The following is a 15,563-nucleotide window of genomic DNA, read 5'->3' on the forward strand; positions in this document are numbered from 1 at the left end:
GCGGGAGCCCGCCCGGGCGTCGGGGTTACTGCTGGGCGAGGGCTTCCAGGGCCGTGCGGACCTGGGTGAGGGGGTCGGGGCCGAGGGGGCGCAGGACGACGGTGTCGGCGCCGGCCCGGTGGAGGGCCTCGATCTTGGCGGGGATCTCCTCGGGCGGGCCGATCAGGGAGAAGACCTCGGAAGGGTCCACGCCGAGCCAGGCGGCCTGGGCCTCGACCATGTCGCGGGTGACCTCGAAGGTGTCGGTGCGCAGGTAGGTGAAGACGATCAGCTCGTGGGCCGGGCGGTCGCCGGTCTCGCGGCCGCGGTTGATGTGGGTGAGGGCGGCCGCGATCTCGGCCGGGCCGGCGCCCTCGGCCAGGATGGTGCCGTCGGCCGAGCGGCCGGAGAGCTCCAGCGACTTGGGTTTCACGACGCCGGTGACGATCGGCGGGACGACGCGGGGCGGGTGCACCAGCGCGATGCCGTCGAGGGTCACCTCGCGGCCGTGCTGGGTGACGGTCTCGCCGGCGAGCAGGCCGCGCACGCCGACGATGGTCTCCTCGAGCAGGGCGAGTTTGCGGTCCCGGTCGGCGCCCACCTTGCGCATCCAGTCCGGTACGCCGTGACCGACGCCCGCCACCAGGCGGCCCTCGTGCACCCGGGCCAGATTGCCGAGCTCCATGGCGAGCAGCGCCGGGTTGCGCAGCGCGACCGGCGCGATGCCGATGCCCACCCGCAGCCGGGAGGTGGCCGCCAGGGCGAGCGCGGCCGAGCTGATCGACCCGGTCCAGCCGAGGTCCTCGATCACCCACAGGTCGTCGGCGCCGAGCCGTTCGAGGTCGGCGGCGAAGCCGGTCAGCTCTTCGGGCTGCCGGTCACGGTCGAACATGAATCCGATCCTGGTCATGGGAGACAGATGATCACACCCAGACCGTCGCGAGCCAGACCGCCACGGCGGCCAGGGCCAGAAGCACGATGTTGAACCCGATCAGTTTGGCCTCGCCCCGCGACAGGTGCAGCCCGATCGCGCCCACCTGGACCAGCACCATGCCCACGGCCGCGGCCAGCGCCAGCCCCGGCAGGATCCCGGTCAGCGGCGGCAGGATCAGGCCCACCGCGCCGAGCAGTTCGAGCACGCCGATCGTCCGGATCGCCGGCAACGGGAAGCTGTCGACCCAGCCCATCATCGGCCGCAGCTGGTCCTTGCTGCGTACGGCCTTGAGACCGCCCGAATAGAGATAGACCAGCGCGAGCAGCCCGGCCACGATCCAATAGGCGATTTCCATATGCAGCCCTCTCTGAGCAGGATGGTTACTATCCGGAAGTAGCCACATCATGCGGCACCATCGAGAGGCTTACAAAAGGCACACGAGTGTGCCTCAGGCACACGGAGGTGACATGTCGGAGTACGAGCACACGTGCATGATCCGCGGCGACGGCGGCAAGACGCTGCGCGCGATCCTCGACCAGATCTGCAACAAGTGGACGCTGCTGGTCGTGGCCACGCTGGATCAGGGCACCGTGCGCTTCACCGACCTGCGGCAGCAGGTCCCGGGCATCTCGCAGCGGATGCTCACTCTGACCCTGCGCCATCTGGAGCGCGACGGCCTGGTCTCACGCACCGTGCACGCCGAGGTGCCACCCCGGGTGGAGTACGCGCTGACGGGGCTGGGCAAGAGTCTGATCGCGCCGGCGCTGGCCCTGGCCGGCTGGGCCATCGACCACGTCCCGGAGATCGAGGCCAGCCGGGCCGCCTACGAGGGGCACACCGCGACCGCCCGTCGGTGAAAAGATCCGTCGATGCGCGTTCTCTTCGAGGGCAGGGTCCCGATCGACTACGGCCAGGTCTACGTGATCAGCCGCGAGCTGCCGGACATGCACCGTGCGTTCGCCGGGCAGGTCAACGGTCTCTGCGGGGCCGCGGTGCCGGGCAACCTGTTCCTGATGACGGGCACTCATTACGGGCGGGTCAACTTCAGGATCGAGTTGTACGACCGTGAGCCCCCACCCGCGGGTCCCGGGTGGGAGGAGGTCGTCGAGGTGCCGTTCGCCCTGCGGGCCGACACGGTCGACCTGGTGCCGTGGGGCGACGCTTCGCTGGCCGAGCTGCCGTTGACCCCGGACGTCTCCCGGGTCCGCTATTGCGCGGCCGGCATGGATCAGGGCAGCGACCCGTACGGCGGGTTCGACCCGGACGAGCTCGAGGACGGCGACTACACGTACATGGAGCAGCGCCCGGACCGCTACCTGCTCGCGTTCTGGCCGGCCGGCACGGAGGCGGGCGAGGTGATCGTGCGGCGGACCAGCCGGTCGGCCGAGTACTGGCACGGCTGGGCGGCCGGGTTGCCGGCCCCGCCGACGTTGTGGGAGCAGGTCGAGGCCGAGCTGGCCGAGCGCGCGGAGCGGGAGCGCCGCGCCGAGGAGCACCGGCGGCGCGAGGAGGAGCGGCTCTGGGGTGGGCGGGCGCCGGGCGATCGGCTGCGCCGGGTCCGCGGCAACGTGTTCGGGCTGGCCCGGGTCGACCGGGATCTGATGGACGGGGTGGCCGGGGCGGACGAGGCCACGCAGCGGCGGATCGCCGTGTGGGCGGCCAGGCAGGCGTTCGCGTACGCCGGGATCGCCGATCTCGACTGGATGGCGCCGGCGTGGGCGGCGCTGGAGCGCGGCGAGCCCTTGCCTCCGGAGTTCGCCGACCCGATGGCGCTGTGGATGCGCCTGGGTTCACCGCCCATCCGGTATTCGGCGATCTCGGTGCGCCCGAGCGGATTCCAGCCGCCCGATCCGATTCCGGAGGTTCTCGACGGGGCCGTGAACCGGGTGTCGATGGCTCTTCCGGCGCTCGCGGCCGCCGCCGGCCCGGATCCCCTGCAGGCGGCTCTGGAGGCGTTGTGGGCGGGCGTCACCGCGTACGGCCAAGGTCGTGGGGTCTTCTTGACCGCCGTCAGGCGGGCCTTCCCGATCGTCGACCGGGAAGGCCCGGTGACCTAGGCGACGGTGTTGCAGATGGTCGTCATCTCGTCGCGGGCGACGACCTTGATGCGGTTGCGGCCGTGCGGCTCGCCGAGGGTGACCTCGTGGGCGTCCAGCCGCTGCCAGCCCTCCCAGGTGGTGATGGGCAGGCCGCGGCCGCGCAGGTAGTCGGTGACGTCGTCGTGCTCGCGGTTCGGCGCCGTGGGCAGCTTCTCGACGTCGGCCAGCAGGCTGGTGACCGTCTCGCCGGCGTCGCCCTTGGTGTGGCCGATGAGGCCGACCGGGCCACGCTTGATCCAGCCGGTGACGTACATGCCGGGGATGTGCTCGCCGTCGAGGTCGAGGATGCGGCCGGCCTGGTGCGGGATGGTGCCGGTCTTGGTGTCGAACGGCAGGTCGGGCAGCGCGGTGCTGAGGTAGCCGACGGCGCGGTAGACGGCCTGGACGTCCCAGTCGGTGAACTCGCCGGTGCCGCGGACCCAGCCGTCGCCGGTGAGCTCCTGCGTCTCGGTGCGCAGGCCCTCGACCTTGCCGTCACCCAGGACCTCGACCGGCGCCTGCAGGAAGTGCAGGTGCAGGCGGCGCGGACGGTCCTCGCGGGGGTCGCGCACAGCCCAGTTCTGCAGGATGTCGACGCACATCTTGACGTGCCGGGTCTGGCGCATCATCTCGAGGCTGCCCTCGTCGAACTCGATGCCCTCGGGGTGCACGATGACGTCGACGTTGGGCGAGTGGTCGAGCTCGCGCAGCTCCTGCGGGGTGAACTTGACCTGGGCCGGGCCGCGCCGCGAGAAGACGTGCACGTCGGTCACGGGGCTGTTCTTGAGGTGCTGGTAGACGTTGTCCGGGATCTCGGTCTCGAGCAGCTCGTCGGCCGTCTTGGCGAGGATCCGGGCGACGTCGACGGCGACGTTGCCGGCGCCGATGACGGCGACCTTCTGCGCGGTGAGCGGCCAGTCGCGCGAGACGTCCGGGTGCCCGTTGTACCAGGACGCGAAGTCGGCCGCGCCGTAGCTGCCCTGCAGGTCGATGCCGGGGATGTCGAGCTCGCGGTCCTTCTCGGCGCCGGTCGCGATGATCGTGGCGTCGTAGAAGCGGGTCATCTCCTCCGGCTTGACGTCCACGCCGTAGGCGACGTTGCCGATGAAGCGGATCCGCTCGTTGTCCATCACGCGGTGGAGAGCCTTGATGATCTCCTTGATCCGCGGGTGGTCGGGGGCGACGCCGTACCGGATCAGACCGTAGGGGGTCGGGAGCTTGTCGAAGATGTCGACGGTGACGTTCTCGACGGCCTTGATGAGGTGGTCGGCGGCGTAGATGCCGGCCGGGCCGGCGCCGATGACGGCAACCCGCAGAGGGCGGTTCATGGTCGCGGTTCCTTAGCAAGATCGACGTTAGGCAAACCTAACTGTAAAACCTCAACCTAGGTTCAGATCAAATCAGGTCCCGCCGGGTGATATTCCGTTGCTCACTGTGACGAGACCGACCGTGCTATCAAACCCCTCGGGATTGTAGGGTTGGGCTAGCCAATTCCAAGATCAACTGACCGAGGCCAACCCATGACGGCAGACGAATACGCTGCGTGGCGGGAGAGCCGGGAGCGCGCGGTGACCGCGCCGACCGGCAACCTTGCCCTGATCGAGACCCGGTGGGGTGCCGACGACCCCGACGCGGCCCTCGCCGGTCAGGCACCCACAGTAACCGCCAGCACGCTCTCCCGGCGTGATTTGATCACGGGGATCGAGCAGCGCGGCGTCCGCCTCTGGGACGCCGACGCCCCGGCCATCCGGGCCTTCGCGGGCATCGACGCCTACCCATTTTCGCAGGAATGGGTGCTTGAGGGGACCTGGGAGCCGGTGCCCGGGGCGCGCTATCTGCCCTTCGAGCACGCCCGCGACGAGGGCCGTACCCGCGATCTCCCGGTACCGGGTGATATTCACCTCACCCTGGCCGGTCAGGAGTACAACCTGAGCGCCTTCGACGACGACGGCACGCTGCTGCTGGTCTTCGGCGACCCGACGAACGGCGTCGACACGTACCACTCGGGCCGCTTCCTCTTCCCCACCCTGGCCCCCGGGTCCTCGACGGTGACGCTCGACTTCAATCGGGCCTTCGTCCCGCCCTGCGGTTTCTCGTCGCACTACAACTGCCCGATGCCGCCGCCGCAGAACCGCATCGCCGTGCCCGTCCTCGCCGGCGAGAAGCTCCCTCTGTTCAAGAATGGATTCGAAGTATGAGAAGGCTTCTGGCTTCGCTCGCCGCGGTCACCGCGCTGAGTGTGCTGGCCGCGTGCGGTGGTGGCGGCTCCTCGTCCGCCGACGGCAAGGCGGACGGCGCGGCCACCATCCAGGTCGGCTCGGTCTACGAGCCGCAGAACCTGGACAACACCGCCGGCGGCGGCCAGGGCGTGACCGAGGCGCTCAACGGCAACGTGTACGAGGGGCTGTTCAAGCTCACCGACGACGGCAAGGTCGAGCCGCTGCTGGCCAAGGACCAGAAGGTCAGCGACGACGGCCTCACCTACACCTTCACCCTGCAGCCGAACGTGAAGTTCCACTCCGGCAAGGCGCTGACCTCGGCCGACGTCAAGGCGAGCATCGAGCGGGTGACGGCCGAGAACTCGAAGTCGGCCCGCAAGAGCAACCTCTCGGTCGTGAAGAGCATCGCCACCCCGGACGACTCGACGGTCGTGGTCACGCTCTCCAAGCGCTCCATCTCGTTCGTCTACAACCTGAGCTACGTCTGGGTCGTCAACTCGGCCGCCACCGACCTCACGACGAAGGCCGACGGCACCGGCCCGTACAAGCTGGGCGAGTGGAAGCGCGGCTCGACGCTCACGCTGACCAGGAACGACAGCTACTGGGGGACGCCCGCGAAGAACGCCGGCGTGGTCTTCCACTACTACACCGACGCCACGGCGCTGAACAACGCGCTGCTGACCAACGCGGTCGACGTGGTCACGAGCGAGCAGAGCCCGGACGCGCTCGCCCAGTTCAAGAACAACGACTCGTACAAGGTGAACGACGGCAAGTCGACGACCAAGCTCCTGCTGGCCTTCAACGACAAGGTGGCGCCGTTCAACAAGGTCGAGGTGCGCCAGGCCATCACCCAGGCCATCGACAAGAAGAAGCTGCTCACCTCGATCTGGGGCGAGTACGGCACGGTGATCGGCTCCATGGTCCCGCCCACCGACCCCTGGTACGAGGACCTGACGTCGGTCAACGCGTACGACGTGGCGGCGGCCAAGACGAAGCTGGCCGCGGCCGGCTTCCCGAACGGCTTCACCTTCACGCTCGACACGCCGAACTACGACCCGCACCCGACCGCGGCCACCTTCATCAAGTCGGAGCTGGCCAAGGTGGGCGTCACGGTCAACATCAACACGATCACGGCCGACCAGTGGTACGAGAAGGTCTACCAGAAGCGCGACTTCCAGGCGACGATGCAGGAGCACGTCAACGACCGGGACGTGGTCTGGTACGGCGACCCCACCTTCTACTGGGGCTACGACAACAAGCAGGTCACCTCGTGGATCGACCAGGCCGAGCAGGCCAAGACGACCGATGAGCAGACCGCGCTGCTGAAGCAGGCCAACAAGCAGATCGCGACCGACGCGGCCAGCGACTGGCTCTACCTCTACCCGCAGATCGTGGTGGCCTCGTCCAAGCTGTCCGGCTACCCGCTCAACGGGCTCAACTCGCAGTTCCCGGCGTACGACATCGTCAAGAGCTGATGACCCGCTACCTGCTGCGACGGACAGCGATCCTGATCGGGTCGCTGTTCGGAGCCGCGGTGGCTCTTTTCGTGCTGCTGCGGCTCCTGCCGGGCGATCCGGCCAACGCTCTGCTCCCGGTGGGCGCGACGCCCGAGCAGATCGAGGCCGCCCGGCGGGAGCTGGGCACGAACGAACCGCTGCTCACCCAGTTCTGGACCTGGCTGGGCGATCTGTTCTCGGGCGACCTGGGCACCTCGCTGATCAGCAAGCTGCCGGTGGCGCCGGAGATCGCGGCCCGGCTGCCGGTGACGGTGCCGCTCACGCTGGCCGCGTTCGTGCTCGCGGTGGTCGTGGCGGTGCCGGTGGGCACGCTGGCCGCGGTCCGGGCCGACCGCTGGTACGGCGTGGTGCTCAACGCGGTGGCCCAGTTCGGCATCGCCGTCCCGGCCTTCTGGGTCGGGCTTCTGCTGGTCACCGCGTTCGCCCTGCGGCTGCAGGTGCTGCCCGCCGGCGGCTTCCCGACCGGCGGATGGGCCGACTTCGGCCCGGCCGTCGAGTCGCTCGTCCTGCCCGTCGTGACGGTCGCGCTGGTCATGTCGGCCTCGCTGATCCGGTACGTCCGAGCGGCCGTCCTCGAGGTGAAGGGCGCCGACTACCTGCGGACGGCCCGCTCCCTCGGCGCGTCCCCGGCCCGGGCGCTGTGGCGGCACGGGCTGCGCAACGCGGCCGTGCCGGTCATCGCGGTGCTCGCCATGGAGCTCGCCACCACCTTCCTGGGCGCCGTCGTCGTGGAGAGCGTGTTCGCGCTGCCCGGGCTCGGCGGCCTGCTGGTCAAAGGGATCGGCGAACACGACTTCCCGGTCATCCAGGGCGTGATGCTGGTCAGCACCGCGACCGTGCTGGTGGTCGGCTTCCTCGGCGACGTGTCGCAGCGCCTGGTCGACCCCCGCCTGCTGCATCGGAGCGCGTCGTGAACCGCCGGTCACTCCACCTGGTCGCCGGGCTCGTGCTGGTGCTCATCGTGATCGGGGCGGTGCTGGTCTCGTACGTCTGGCTGCCCTTCGCCCCGGATGACACCTCGGGCGGCCGGCTGACCCCGCCCGGGGGCGACCACCTGCTCGGCACGGACAAGCTCGGCCGGGACCTGTTCACCCAGCTGCTGATCGGCGGGCGTATCGCCATCGGCACGGCGCTGGGCGCGGTCGCGGTGGGCGGGGTGCTCGGAGTCACCGCCGGCCTGCTCGCGGGCTTCGCCACGCGCTGGCTCGACGACGCCTTCGCGGTGGTGCTGGACATCCTCATCGCGTTCCCGACCCTGCTGCTGGCCATGCTCATCGTGGCCGGCACCGGGGCGTCGCTGGGCACCGCCATCCTGGCCATCGGCCTGGCCATGGCGGCGATCGTCGCCCGGCTCGTCCGGGTGCTGGTCAAGCAGATCCTCGCGCGCGACTACATCACGGCGGCTCGGATCGCCGGTGTCTCGTGGCCGCGGATCGTGCTCAGCCACGTCCTGCCCAACATCGGGCCGGTCGTGATGGTGAATCTGGCCCTGCAGGCCGGGCTCGCCGTGCTGGCCGAGGCCAGCCTCTCCTACCTGGGCCTGGGCACGCCGCCACCGAACGCTTCCTGGGGCCGGATGCTGTACGAGGCCCAGGCCACCGTCCTGACTTCCCCGGTGGCCGCTCTGGCGCCGGGTATCGCCCTGGTGGCGCTCGTGGTCGGCATGAACCTGACCGCCGACGGGCTGCGCGACCTCACCGACCCGACCCGGCGTCGCGGCCGCGTGGTCGCTTCGGATCCGTTCGAGCTTGCCGACTACACCACCGTCGTCGATCCGGCGCTGCCGGCCGACACCACCGTTGTCCGGAGGGACCGATGAGTCTGCTCTCCGTTTCCGGGCTCACCATCCGCAGCGGCGACACCAAGCTCGTCGACGACGTCTCGTTCACCGTCGGCCCGGGCGACCGGGTCGGCCTGATCGGCGAGTCCGGCTCGGGCAAGTCCCTGACGGCCCTCGCGGTCACCGGTCTGCTTCCGCCCGGTCTCACCGCGACCGGAGAGGTACGCCTGGACGGCGTCGACATGATCGGCGCGCCCGAGCGGCAGCGCACCGCCGTGCGCGGCCCCGTCGCGGCCATCGTCTTCCAGGAGCCGCTGACCGCGCTGAACCCGCTGATGCGGGCCGGCCGCCAGATCGCCGAGCCGTTGCGCCGCATCCGCGGCCTGCGCGGCCCGGCACTGCGGTCCGCGGTGAACGAGGCGCTGCGGGAGGTGCTCCTCGACGACACCGAGCGGATCGCCCGCTCGTACCCGCATCAGCTCTCCGGCGGCCAGCGCCAGCGCGTGGCCATCGCGATGGCGATCGCCTGCCGCCCGCGCCTGCTGGTCGCCGACGAGCCCACCACCGCGCTCGACGTGACCGTCCAGGCCGAGATCCTCGACCTGCTCGACCGGCTGGCCACCGCCCACGGCACCGCGCTCGTCTTCATCACCCACGACCTGCCGGTGGCGGCCCGCGTGGTTCGCGACACGCACGTCATGCGCAACGGCCGGATCGTCGAATCCGGCCCGATCGGCGCGCTCATCGACCACCCCGGACACCCCTACACCCGAACGCTCGTCGACAGCGCCCGCCGCTTCGACGCCGCCCTGGAGCGGACCGCCCGTGACTGACACCCCCACATCCCCGTCCACTCCACCCGCCGCCGCGACCGGTGGCGCCCCGGCGGGGGCGGTTCCTCTCGTCGCAGCGGACGGAGTCGGCTTCTCCTACCGCGGAGGCACGCCGGCGCTGACCGACGTGTCGCTCGCGGTCCACGCCGGGCGCAACGTGGCGCTGGTCGGCGAGTCCGGCGCGGGCAAGAGCACGCTGCTGAGACTGTTGCTCGGGCTGGCTCGGCCGACCACAGGAACCATCACGTTCGCGGGAGCGCCGCTGACGAGGGGCCGGCTGCGGGACTACCGGCGTACGGTGCAGGCGGTCTTCCAGGACCCGTACTCCTCCCTGGATCCTCGCCACAAGATCGGGCGGATCGTGGCCGAGCCGCTGCGCGGTCTCGGCCTGGGCGCCGACCCGGCCCGGGTGACCGAGGCGCTGGACGCGGTGGGGCTGCCGGCCGACACCGCGAGCCGTTACCCGCACGAGTTCTCCGGCGGTCAGCGCCAGCGCATCGCCATCGCGCGGGCCATCGTCGGCCACCCGAAGGTGCTGCTGGCCGACGAACCGGTCAGCGCCCTCGACCTGACCACCCGGGTCCGGATCGTCGACCTGCTGGCCTCGCTGGGCGCCGAGCGCGACCTCACCATCATGCTGGTCTCGCACGACCTGGGCGTGGTGGCCGAGCTGTGCGAGCACACGGCCGTCCTCGAGCACGGCCGCCTGGTCGAGCAAGGTGACACGTCCCAGGTTCTGGGCCGGCCGTCCCATCCGTACACCCGCAGGCTCCTCGCGAGTGTCCCCCGCCTGAGCGCTCAGCCGCCGGCGTAGCCGGGTCCCTCGGCCCCGGCGGCCTCGCGCAGCCAGGTGATGGCGGGGTCGCCGGCGCGGTCGCGGTGCCAGGTGAGGGCCCACGGGTAGGCGAGGCCGGGGTTCAGCCGCAGCCCTGTCGTCCCCTCGGGAAGCGGTGTGGAGCGCAGGCTCAAGGTGACGCAGCCGCCCTCGGCGACCAGATCGAGGGCGGAGGCCGCGCTGCCGGTCGTCACCGGGTGGCGCTCCGGTTCGAAGCCGGCCCGGCGGCACTCGGTCAGCACGAAGTCGCGCCATTCGGGGGCGAGCGTGTCGTGCGGCAGGTAGAAGGTCTCCCCCGCCGCGTCGGCCAGCGCCACGGCGCCGGCCGCGGCCAGACGGTGCCCGGCCGGCACGATGAGATCGACGGGCTCGTCGCAGACGAGAGCAAGCGTCAGCTTCTCGTCGCCCGAGGCGCCCAGGCCGCAGAACCCGGCGTCCAGCTCACCGGCCAGCAGGCGGCGGCGCTGGCTCACGCTGCCCTCGGCGGTCACGGCCAGTTGGAGGCCGTGATGGGTGGTGCGCAGCCGCTTGACCACGGCCCGGGGCAGGGCCAGCTCGGCGTCGAGGACATCGACCCGCAGGGCCGGCGCGGGCGCGACAGCGGCGACCCCGGCGCGAATGGCCGTCAGCGCCTGACGGGCGTGCGGCACGAACGCCCGGCCGGCCGGCGTGAGCGCGACCCCGCGGGTGGACCGCTCGAACAGCGATCCTCCGACGGCCCGTTCGAGGCGCTGGATCTGGTTGCTCAGCGCCGGCTGGGAGACGTAGAGCCGCTGCGCGGCCCGGGTGAAGTGCAGCTCCTCGGCCAGGGTGAGGAAGTAGCGGAGCAGGCGGGCGTCGATGCCGTCTTCACCTGTGGTCATAACCAAATCCTGTCACCGGACCGGATCTGTGTCTTGGACCGCCGCCGCCGGCCGCGCCAAGACTGGGTCCATGACCACCATCAAGATCGGCAACCACCTCATCGGGCCCGGCCACCGGCCGTACGTCATCGCCGAGATGTCGGGCAACCACAACGGCTCGCTGGACCGGGCGCTGCGCTTGGTCGACGCGGCGGCGGAGTCCGGGGCGCACGCGCTGAAACTCCAGACCTACACGCCGGACACCATCACCATCGACGCCGACGGGCCCGACTTCCGGCTCTCCGCCGGGCACGAGCTGTGGGGCGGGCAGACCCTTCACGAGCTCTACCAGCAGGCCCACACGCCGTACGAGTGGCACGAGCCCCTCTTCGCCCGGGCCGCCTCGCACGGGCTGACGGTCTTCTCGGCGCCGTTCGACGCCAGCGCGGTCGCCCTGCTCGAGTCGCTCGGCGCCCCCGCGTACAAGATCGCCTCGTCCGAGATGGTGGACCTGCCGCTGATCCGGCTCGCGGCCCGCACCGGCAAGCCGCTGATCATCTCCACCGGCATGGCGACCATCGCGGAGATCGCCCAGGCGCTGGACGCGGCCCGTGGCGCCGGAGCGCAACAAATCGTGCTGCTGGCCTGCACCGCCTCCTATCCGGCGTCGCCGCACGAGAGCAACCTACGGCGCATCCCGGTGCTGGCCGGGACGTTCGGGGTCCAGGTCGGGCTGTCGGACCACACGCTGGGCATCGGGGTGCCGATCGCGAGCGTGGCCTACGGCGCCACCGTCATCGAGAAGCACCTCACCCTGGCCCGGGACGACGGCGGGGTGGACTCGGCCTTCTCGCTGACCCCGGCGGAGATGCGGGTCCTGGTCGACGAGTCCGAGCGGGCCTGGCAGGCGGGCGGGACCACGGACATCGGGCCGACCGCGTCGGAGAAGGAGGGGCTGCGCTTCCGGCGGTCGCTCTACGTCGTGGCCGACGTCCGGGCCGGGGACGAGGTGACATCGGCCAATGTGCGGTCGATCCGCCCGGCCCGCGGTCTGCCGCCGGTCGAGATCGACCGGGTGCGGGGGCGGCGCTTCACCCGCGACGCGGCCAAAGGCACGCCGCTGAGCTGGGATCTGATCTGAGCGACTATCGCCGCGGGGCCGGGGTATCGCGAGGTCATGACGAGGCGATACGACGGGTACGACAGGGTCGCGGTGGTGACGGGGTCCGACTCCGGGATCGGCGAGGCGATCGCGGTGGCGCTGGCCGGGGCCGGGTTCGACATCGGGGTGACCTACCGGTCGGACGACAGCGGGGCCAAGGCCACCGCGGAGAAGGTACGGGCGGCCGGCCGCAAGGCCGAGCTGCGCCGGCTGGACCTGACGAAGCTGCCCGCGGCGGCCGACGTGGTGGACGAGCTGGCCGACGCCCTCGGCGGGCTGGGCGTCCTCGTCAACTGCGCCGGCACCGGGATCTCGGCGCCGGTCATCGACACCTCATTCGAGCAGTGGCGCGAGGTGCTGGCCGTCGACCTCGACGGGCCGTTCCTCTGCGCGCAGCGGGCGGCCCGGCGCATGTCGGCCGCGGGCCGGGGCGGCCGGATCATCAACATCACGAGCGTGCACGAGCACGCGCCACGGGTCGGCTCGGGCGCGTACTGCGCGGCCAAGGGCGGCCTCGGCCTGCTCACCAAGGTCATGGCCCAGGAGCTGGCCAGCCACGGCATCACCGTCAACGCGGTGGCCCCGGGCGAGATCGCGACGCCGATGACCGGCAACGACGACGTCGACCCGTTCACGGTCGACCGGCCCGGCATCCCGGTCGGCCGGCCCGGCGACGCCAACGAGGTCGCGGCCGTGGTGTCGATGCTGGCCGAGCCGAAGGCCGCGTACGTCACCGGCTCGTCCTTCGTCGTCGACGGCGGCATGCTGCTGATGGGCCCGCAGGCCGGCTCGCACCTGACGACCGACGAGTGGCGCGAGGGATAGAACGCGACCATCGGGGTATCCCCGCGACTCACCGAGGCCGAGGGAGCCCCATCATGACCAACGACGTGGTCGACGTACTGACCAGCGACCACCGGGACGTCACCGCCCTGATCGGCGAGATCTGGACGGTCCGCGACCCGATGATGCGCCGGGACCTGACCGACACCGCGATCAGCGAGCTGGTCCGGCACGCGGTCGCCGAGGAGATGTACGTCTACCCGGCGATGCGCAAGTACCTGCCGGACGGCGACAAGGCGGTCGAGCACGACGTGCAGGAGCACAAGGAGCTCGAGGAGACGATGAAGCGCCTCGAGGACGTGGACGTCTCCAGCCCCGAGTTCGACGAGGCGCTGCGCAACCTCGAGACCATCCTGGCCGATCACGTGCAGGACGAGGAGTCCGAGCAGTTCCCGGAGCTGCGCCGCGTGATCCCGCGGGAGGAGCTCGTCGAGCTGGCCGGCAAGGTGGAGACGGCCAAGAAGCTGGCGCCGACCCGGCCGCACCCGAGCGCACCCAACAACGAGGTGTTCCACAAGCTCGTGGGCCCGGGTGTCGGCCTGGTCGACCGGCTCCGCGACAAGCTGACCGGCCGCGCGACGAAATAGGGCGGGGCTAGAACGCGTACCGCACCCGGCAGTAAGGGATCTTCTCGGCGATCAGGCCGGTCAGCGCCTGGACGTATTGACCCTTGCTGCCGGTGCGGTAGCGCACGTTCCAGCTGCCGTTCTGCGACCGCTTCGGCTGCTGCAGGTCGGGGCGCCAGAGCGCGTCCTCGGCCTTCGGGTGCCACCCGAGGTTGACCTCGTGCAGGTCGCGGTTGTGGGTCAGGAAGATGATCTCGCAGGCCAGCTGCTGCTTCGCGGCGGCGCCGGTGCCCGCGTCGAGCTGGTCGAACAGCTCCGACCAGGCCTCGAGCCAGCCGTCGCGCACCACGACGGGGCTGAAGTTGACGTGCACCTCGTAGCCGGCGGCCACGAAGTCGTCGATGGCGGCGATCCGCTCGGCGATCGGCGAGGTGCGGATGTCCAGCAACTTGGCGTCGGCCTGCGGCATCAGCGAGAACCGGACGCGGGTCCGGCCCTGCGGGTCCCAGTCGAGCAGGTCACGGTTGACGTACTTGGTGGCGAACGACGCCTTGGCGGTGGGCATCCAGCGGAACAGCTCGACCAGGTCCCGCACGTTGTCGCCGAGCAGCGCGTCGACGCTGCAGTCGGAGTTCTCGCCGATGTCGTAGACCCAGGCCTGCGGGTCGCACTCGTTGGGGACCGGCTTCACACCCTGGCGGCCCACGTGCCGCTGCACGTACCCGGCGATCTTGTCGATGTTGGCGAAGACCGTGATGGGGTTCGAGTAGCCCTTGTGCCGCGGGACGTAGCAATAGGCGCAGGCCATGGCGCAGCCGTTGGCCGTGGAGGGTGCGATGAAGTCGGCTGAGCGCCCGTTCGGACGGGCGCTCAGCGACTTCTTCACCCCGAGGACTAGTGCCTCTTGCTTGATACGTACCCACCGGTTCACGTTTGACTCATCCCCGTACAACTCGGGGATCCGGTTGTGGCTCTCCACCTCGACGAGGGTGGCCTCCGGGAACCGCGCGAGGATCTCCTTGCCGCGGGGCAGGTCGGCGGCGGCGGCTTCGTAGTAGATCCGGCTGATGGCGAGCACGAACCCACGTTACTCAGTCGAAATCCACCGATCGGCCCAGCTCGGCCCACTTCGCGTCCTCGGCGTTGAGAACCGCCATCTCGGTGCGCACGATGTCGACGGCGTCGCGGCCCAGCGGCAGGTGCAGCGGCGGCTCCTCCATCGCGGCCACGTCGATCAGCACGCGCGCCACCTTGACCGGGTCGATCGGCTCCCGGCCGCCACGGCCGCGCAGGAACTCCCCCATCGCGCCGACCGTGCCCGCGTAATTCGCCGAGACGGCCGGGATCTCCATCGAGGAACCGGACCAGTCCGTACGCATGGCGCCCGGCTCGGCCAGCGTGACCTTCACCCCCAGCGGTCCGGTCTCCTTGGCCAGGACGCCGGAGAAGCCCTCGACCGCCCACTTGCCCGACTGGTACGCGCCCACGCCGGGCGCGGTGCCCCGGCCGCCGACCGAGGTGACCTGGATGAAGTGGCCGGCCCGCCGCTCGACGAAGTGCGGCAGCGCGGCCTTGGTGACGTAGACGGTGCCGTAGAAGACCGCTTCCATCTGCGCGCGGAAGTCGTCGAGCGAGATGTCCTCGATCGAGACCAGGTTCGCGTAGCCGGCGTTGTTCACGACGACGTCGAGATGGCCGAAGGCCTCGATGGCGGCGTCCACGACGCGCTGCGCCTGCCCGGCGTCGGTGACGTCGAGCTCGGCGAGCATCAGGCGGTCGCCGAACTTGGCGGCGAGGTCGTCGAGCGCCTCGGGCCGGCGCGCGGTGGCGACGACGCGGTGCCCGGCGGCGAGGGCCTCCTCGACGATGGCGCGGCCGAGGCCGCGGGAACTGCCGGTGACGAACCAGACCTGCTCGGTCATGCCTTGCTCCTTGGGTGGTGAGGTGTGCCTCGACGTTAACGCAACTTGCTTGC

The 15,563-nt window shown here is 70.8% G+C and carries 17 protein-coding genes; 11 read left to right on the forward strand and 6 right to left on the reverse strand.

The annotated features are described in order from the left end of the window. Window positions 1–25: 25 nt before the first annotated feature. Both AB0J66_RS07000 and AB0J66_RS07005 read right to left on the reverse strand, forming a co-directional pair. A complete protein-coding gene (locus AB0J66_RS07000) occupies window positions 26–889 on the reverse strand; it encodes an LLM class flavin-dependent oxidoreductase (RefSeq protein ID WP_364656581.1) in 864 nt (287 codons plus the stop codon). Between the two features lie 13 nt (window positions 890–902). Further along, entirely contained in the window at window positions 903–1,268 is a 366-nt protein-coding gene (locus AB0J66_RS07005) for a DoxX family protein (protein ID WP_364656583.1), read from the reverse strand. A 112-nt stretch (window positions 1,269–1,380) separates the two neighbouring features. On the opposite strand from AB0J66_RS07005, the gene AB0J66_RS07010 reads away from it, so the two are divergent. Both AB0J66_RS07010 and AB0J66_RS07015 read left to right on the forward strand, forming a co-directional pair. Next, window positions 1,381–1,770 carry a helix-turn-helix domain-containing protein gene (locus AB0J66_RS07010; RefSeq protein ID WP_364656585.1) on the forward strand — a complete coding sequence of 130 codons (390 nt, stop codon included), beginning with the start codon at window positions 1,381–1,383 and terminating at the stop codon, window positions 1,768–1,770. A gap of 12 nt (window positions 1,771–1,782) precedes the next feature. After that, complete coding sequence (locus AB0J66_RS07015; protein ID WP_364656587.1) at window positions 1,783–2,970, forward strand: hypothetical protein; 1,188 nt, start codon at window positions 1,783–1,785, stop codon at window positions 2,968–2,970. On the opposite strand, the gene AB0J66_RS07020 is transcribed toward AB0J66_RS07015, so the two are convergent. After that, window positions 2,967–4,319, reverse strand: coding sequence for an FAD-dependent oxidoreductase (locus AB0J66_RS07020; protein WP_364656589.1), 1,353 nt, complete (start codon window positions 4,317–4,319; stop codon window positions 2,967–2,969). The two genes, AB0J66_RS07015 and AB0J66_RS07020, sit on opposite strands and share 4 nt — an antisense overlap. Before the next feature lie 192 nt (window positions 4,320–4,511). Between AB0J66_RS07020 and AB0J66_RS07025 the strand changes: the two genes are divergently transcribed. Genes AB0J66_RS07025 through AB0J66_RS07050 form a run of 6 tightly spaced genes read left to right on the forward strand, consistent with a single transcriptional unit; the run spans window position 4,512 to window position 10,154 of the window. Beyond that, entirely contained in the window at window positions 4,512–5,189 is a 678-nt protein-coding gene (locus tag AB0J66_RS07025; protein WP_364656591.1) for a DUF1684 domain-containing protein, read from the forward strand. Further along, window positions 5,186–6,685: an ABC transporter substrate-binding protein gene (locus AB0J66_RS07030; RefSeq protein WP_364656592.1), complete on the forward strand. Its 1,500-nt coding sequence runs from the start codon at window positions 5,186–5,188 to the stop codon at window positions 6,683–6,685. The genes AB0J66_RS07025 and AB0J66_RS07030 overlap by 4 nt, the downstream gene beginning before the upstream one ends. Beyond that, the gene (locus AB0J66_RS07035) at window positions 6,685–7,641 is read left to right on the forward strand and encodes an ABC transporter permease (RefSeq protein WP_364656594.1); all 957 of its coding nucleotides are present in this window, start codon (window positions 6,685–6,687) and stop codon (window positions 7,639–7,641) included. Before AB0J66_RS07030 ends, AB0J66_RS07035 begins: the two co-directional genes overlap by 1 nt. Then, on the forward strand, window positions 7,638–8,546 hold the full coding sequence (locus AB0J66_RS07040) for an ABC transporter permease (protein WP_364656596.1): 909 nt from the start codon (window positions 7,638–7,640) through the stop codon (window positions 8,544–8,546). The genes AB0J66_RS07035 and AB0J66_RS07040 overlap by 4 nt, the downstream gene beginning before the upstream one ends. Further along, window positions 8,543–9,340, forward strand: coding sequence for an ABC transporter ATP-binding protein (locus AB0J66_RS07045; protein ID WP_364656598.1), 798 nt, complete (start codon window positions 8,543–8,545; stop codon window positions 9,338–9,340). Before AB0J66_RS07040 ends, AB0J66_RS07045 begins: the two co-directional genes overlap by 4 nt. Further along, the gene (locus tag AB0J66_RS07050; protein WP_364656601.1) at window positions 9,333–10,154 is read left to right on the forward strand and encodes an ATP-binding cassette domain-containing protein; all 822 of its coding nucleotides are present in this window, start codon (window positions 9,333–9,335) and stop codon (window positions 10,152–10,154) included. Before AB0J66_RS07045 ends, AB0J66_RS07050 begins: the two co-directional genes overlap by 8 nt. Here AB0J66_RS07050 and AB0J66_RS07055 read toward each other — a convergent pair. After that, on the reverse strand, window positions 10,139–11,038 hold the full coding sequence (locus AB0J66_RS07055) for a LysR family transcriptional regulator (protein ID WP_364656604.1): 900 nt from the start codon (window positions 11,036–11,038) through the stop codon (window positions 10,139–10,141). The genes AB0J66_RS07050 and AB0J66_RS07055 overlap by 16 nt on opposite strands. A 70-nt stretch (window positions 11,039–11,108) precedes the next feature. Here AB0J66_RS07055 and pseI point away from each other — a divergent pair, with 70 nt between their 5' ends. From pseI to AB0J66_RS07070, 3 genes are read left to right on the forward strand one after another with little or no spacing between them, the layout of a single operon-like run. Beyond that, window positions 11,109–12,158, forward strand: coding sequence for a pseudaminic acid synthase (pseI, locus tag AB0J66_RS07060; RefSeq protein WP_364656606.1), 1,050 nt, complete (start codon window positions 11,109–11,111; stop codon window positions 12,156–12,158). Between the two features lie 36 nt (window positions 12,159–12,194). Next, entirely contained in the window at window positions 12,195–13,004 is an 810-nt protein-coding gene (locus AB0J66_RS07065; RefSeq protein WP_364656607.1) for an SDR family oxidoreductase, read from the forward strand. Between the two features lie 53 nt (window positions 13,005–13,057). Next, complete coding sequence (locus tag AB0J66_RS07070) at window positions 13,058–13,609, forward strand: hemerythrin domain-containing protein (protein WP_364656609.1); 552 nt, start codon at window positions 13,058–13,060, stop codon at window positions 13,607–13,609. Between the two features lie 7 nt (window positions 13,610–13,616). On the opposite strand, the gene AB0J66_RS07075 is transcribed toward AB0J66_RS07070, so the two are convergent. Both AB0J66_RS07075 and AB0J66_RS07080 read right to left on the reverse strand, forming a co-directional pair. Next, a complete protein-coding gene (locus tag AB0J66_RS07075; protein WP_364656612.1) occupies window positions 13,617–14,666 on the reverse strand; it encodes a spore photoproduct lyase family protein in 1,050 nt (349 codons plus the stop codon). A 13-nt stretch (window positions 14,667–14,679) separates the two neighbouring features. Next, window positions 14,680–15,510, reverse strand: coding sequence for an SDR family NAD(P)-dependent oxidoreductase (locus AB0J66_RS07080; protein ID WP_364656614.1), 831 nt, complete (start codon window positions 15,508–15,510; stop codon window positions 14,680–14,682). Window positions 15,511–15,563: the final 53 nt, after the last annotated feature.

Origin of the sequence: Actinoplanes sp. NPDC049598, assembly GCF_040675435.1 — a bacterium.
In the GTDB taxonomy this organism is placed as follows: domain Bacteria; phylum Actinomycetota; class Actinomycetes; order Mycobacteriales; family Micromonosporaceae; genus Actinoplanes.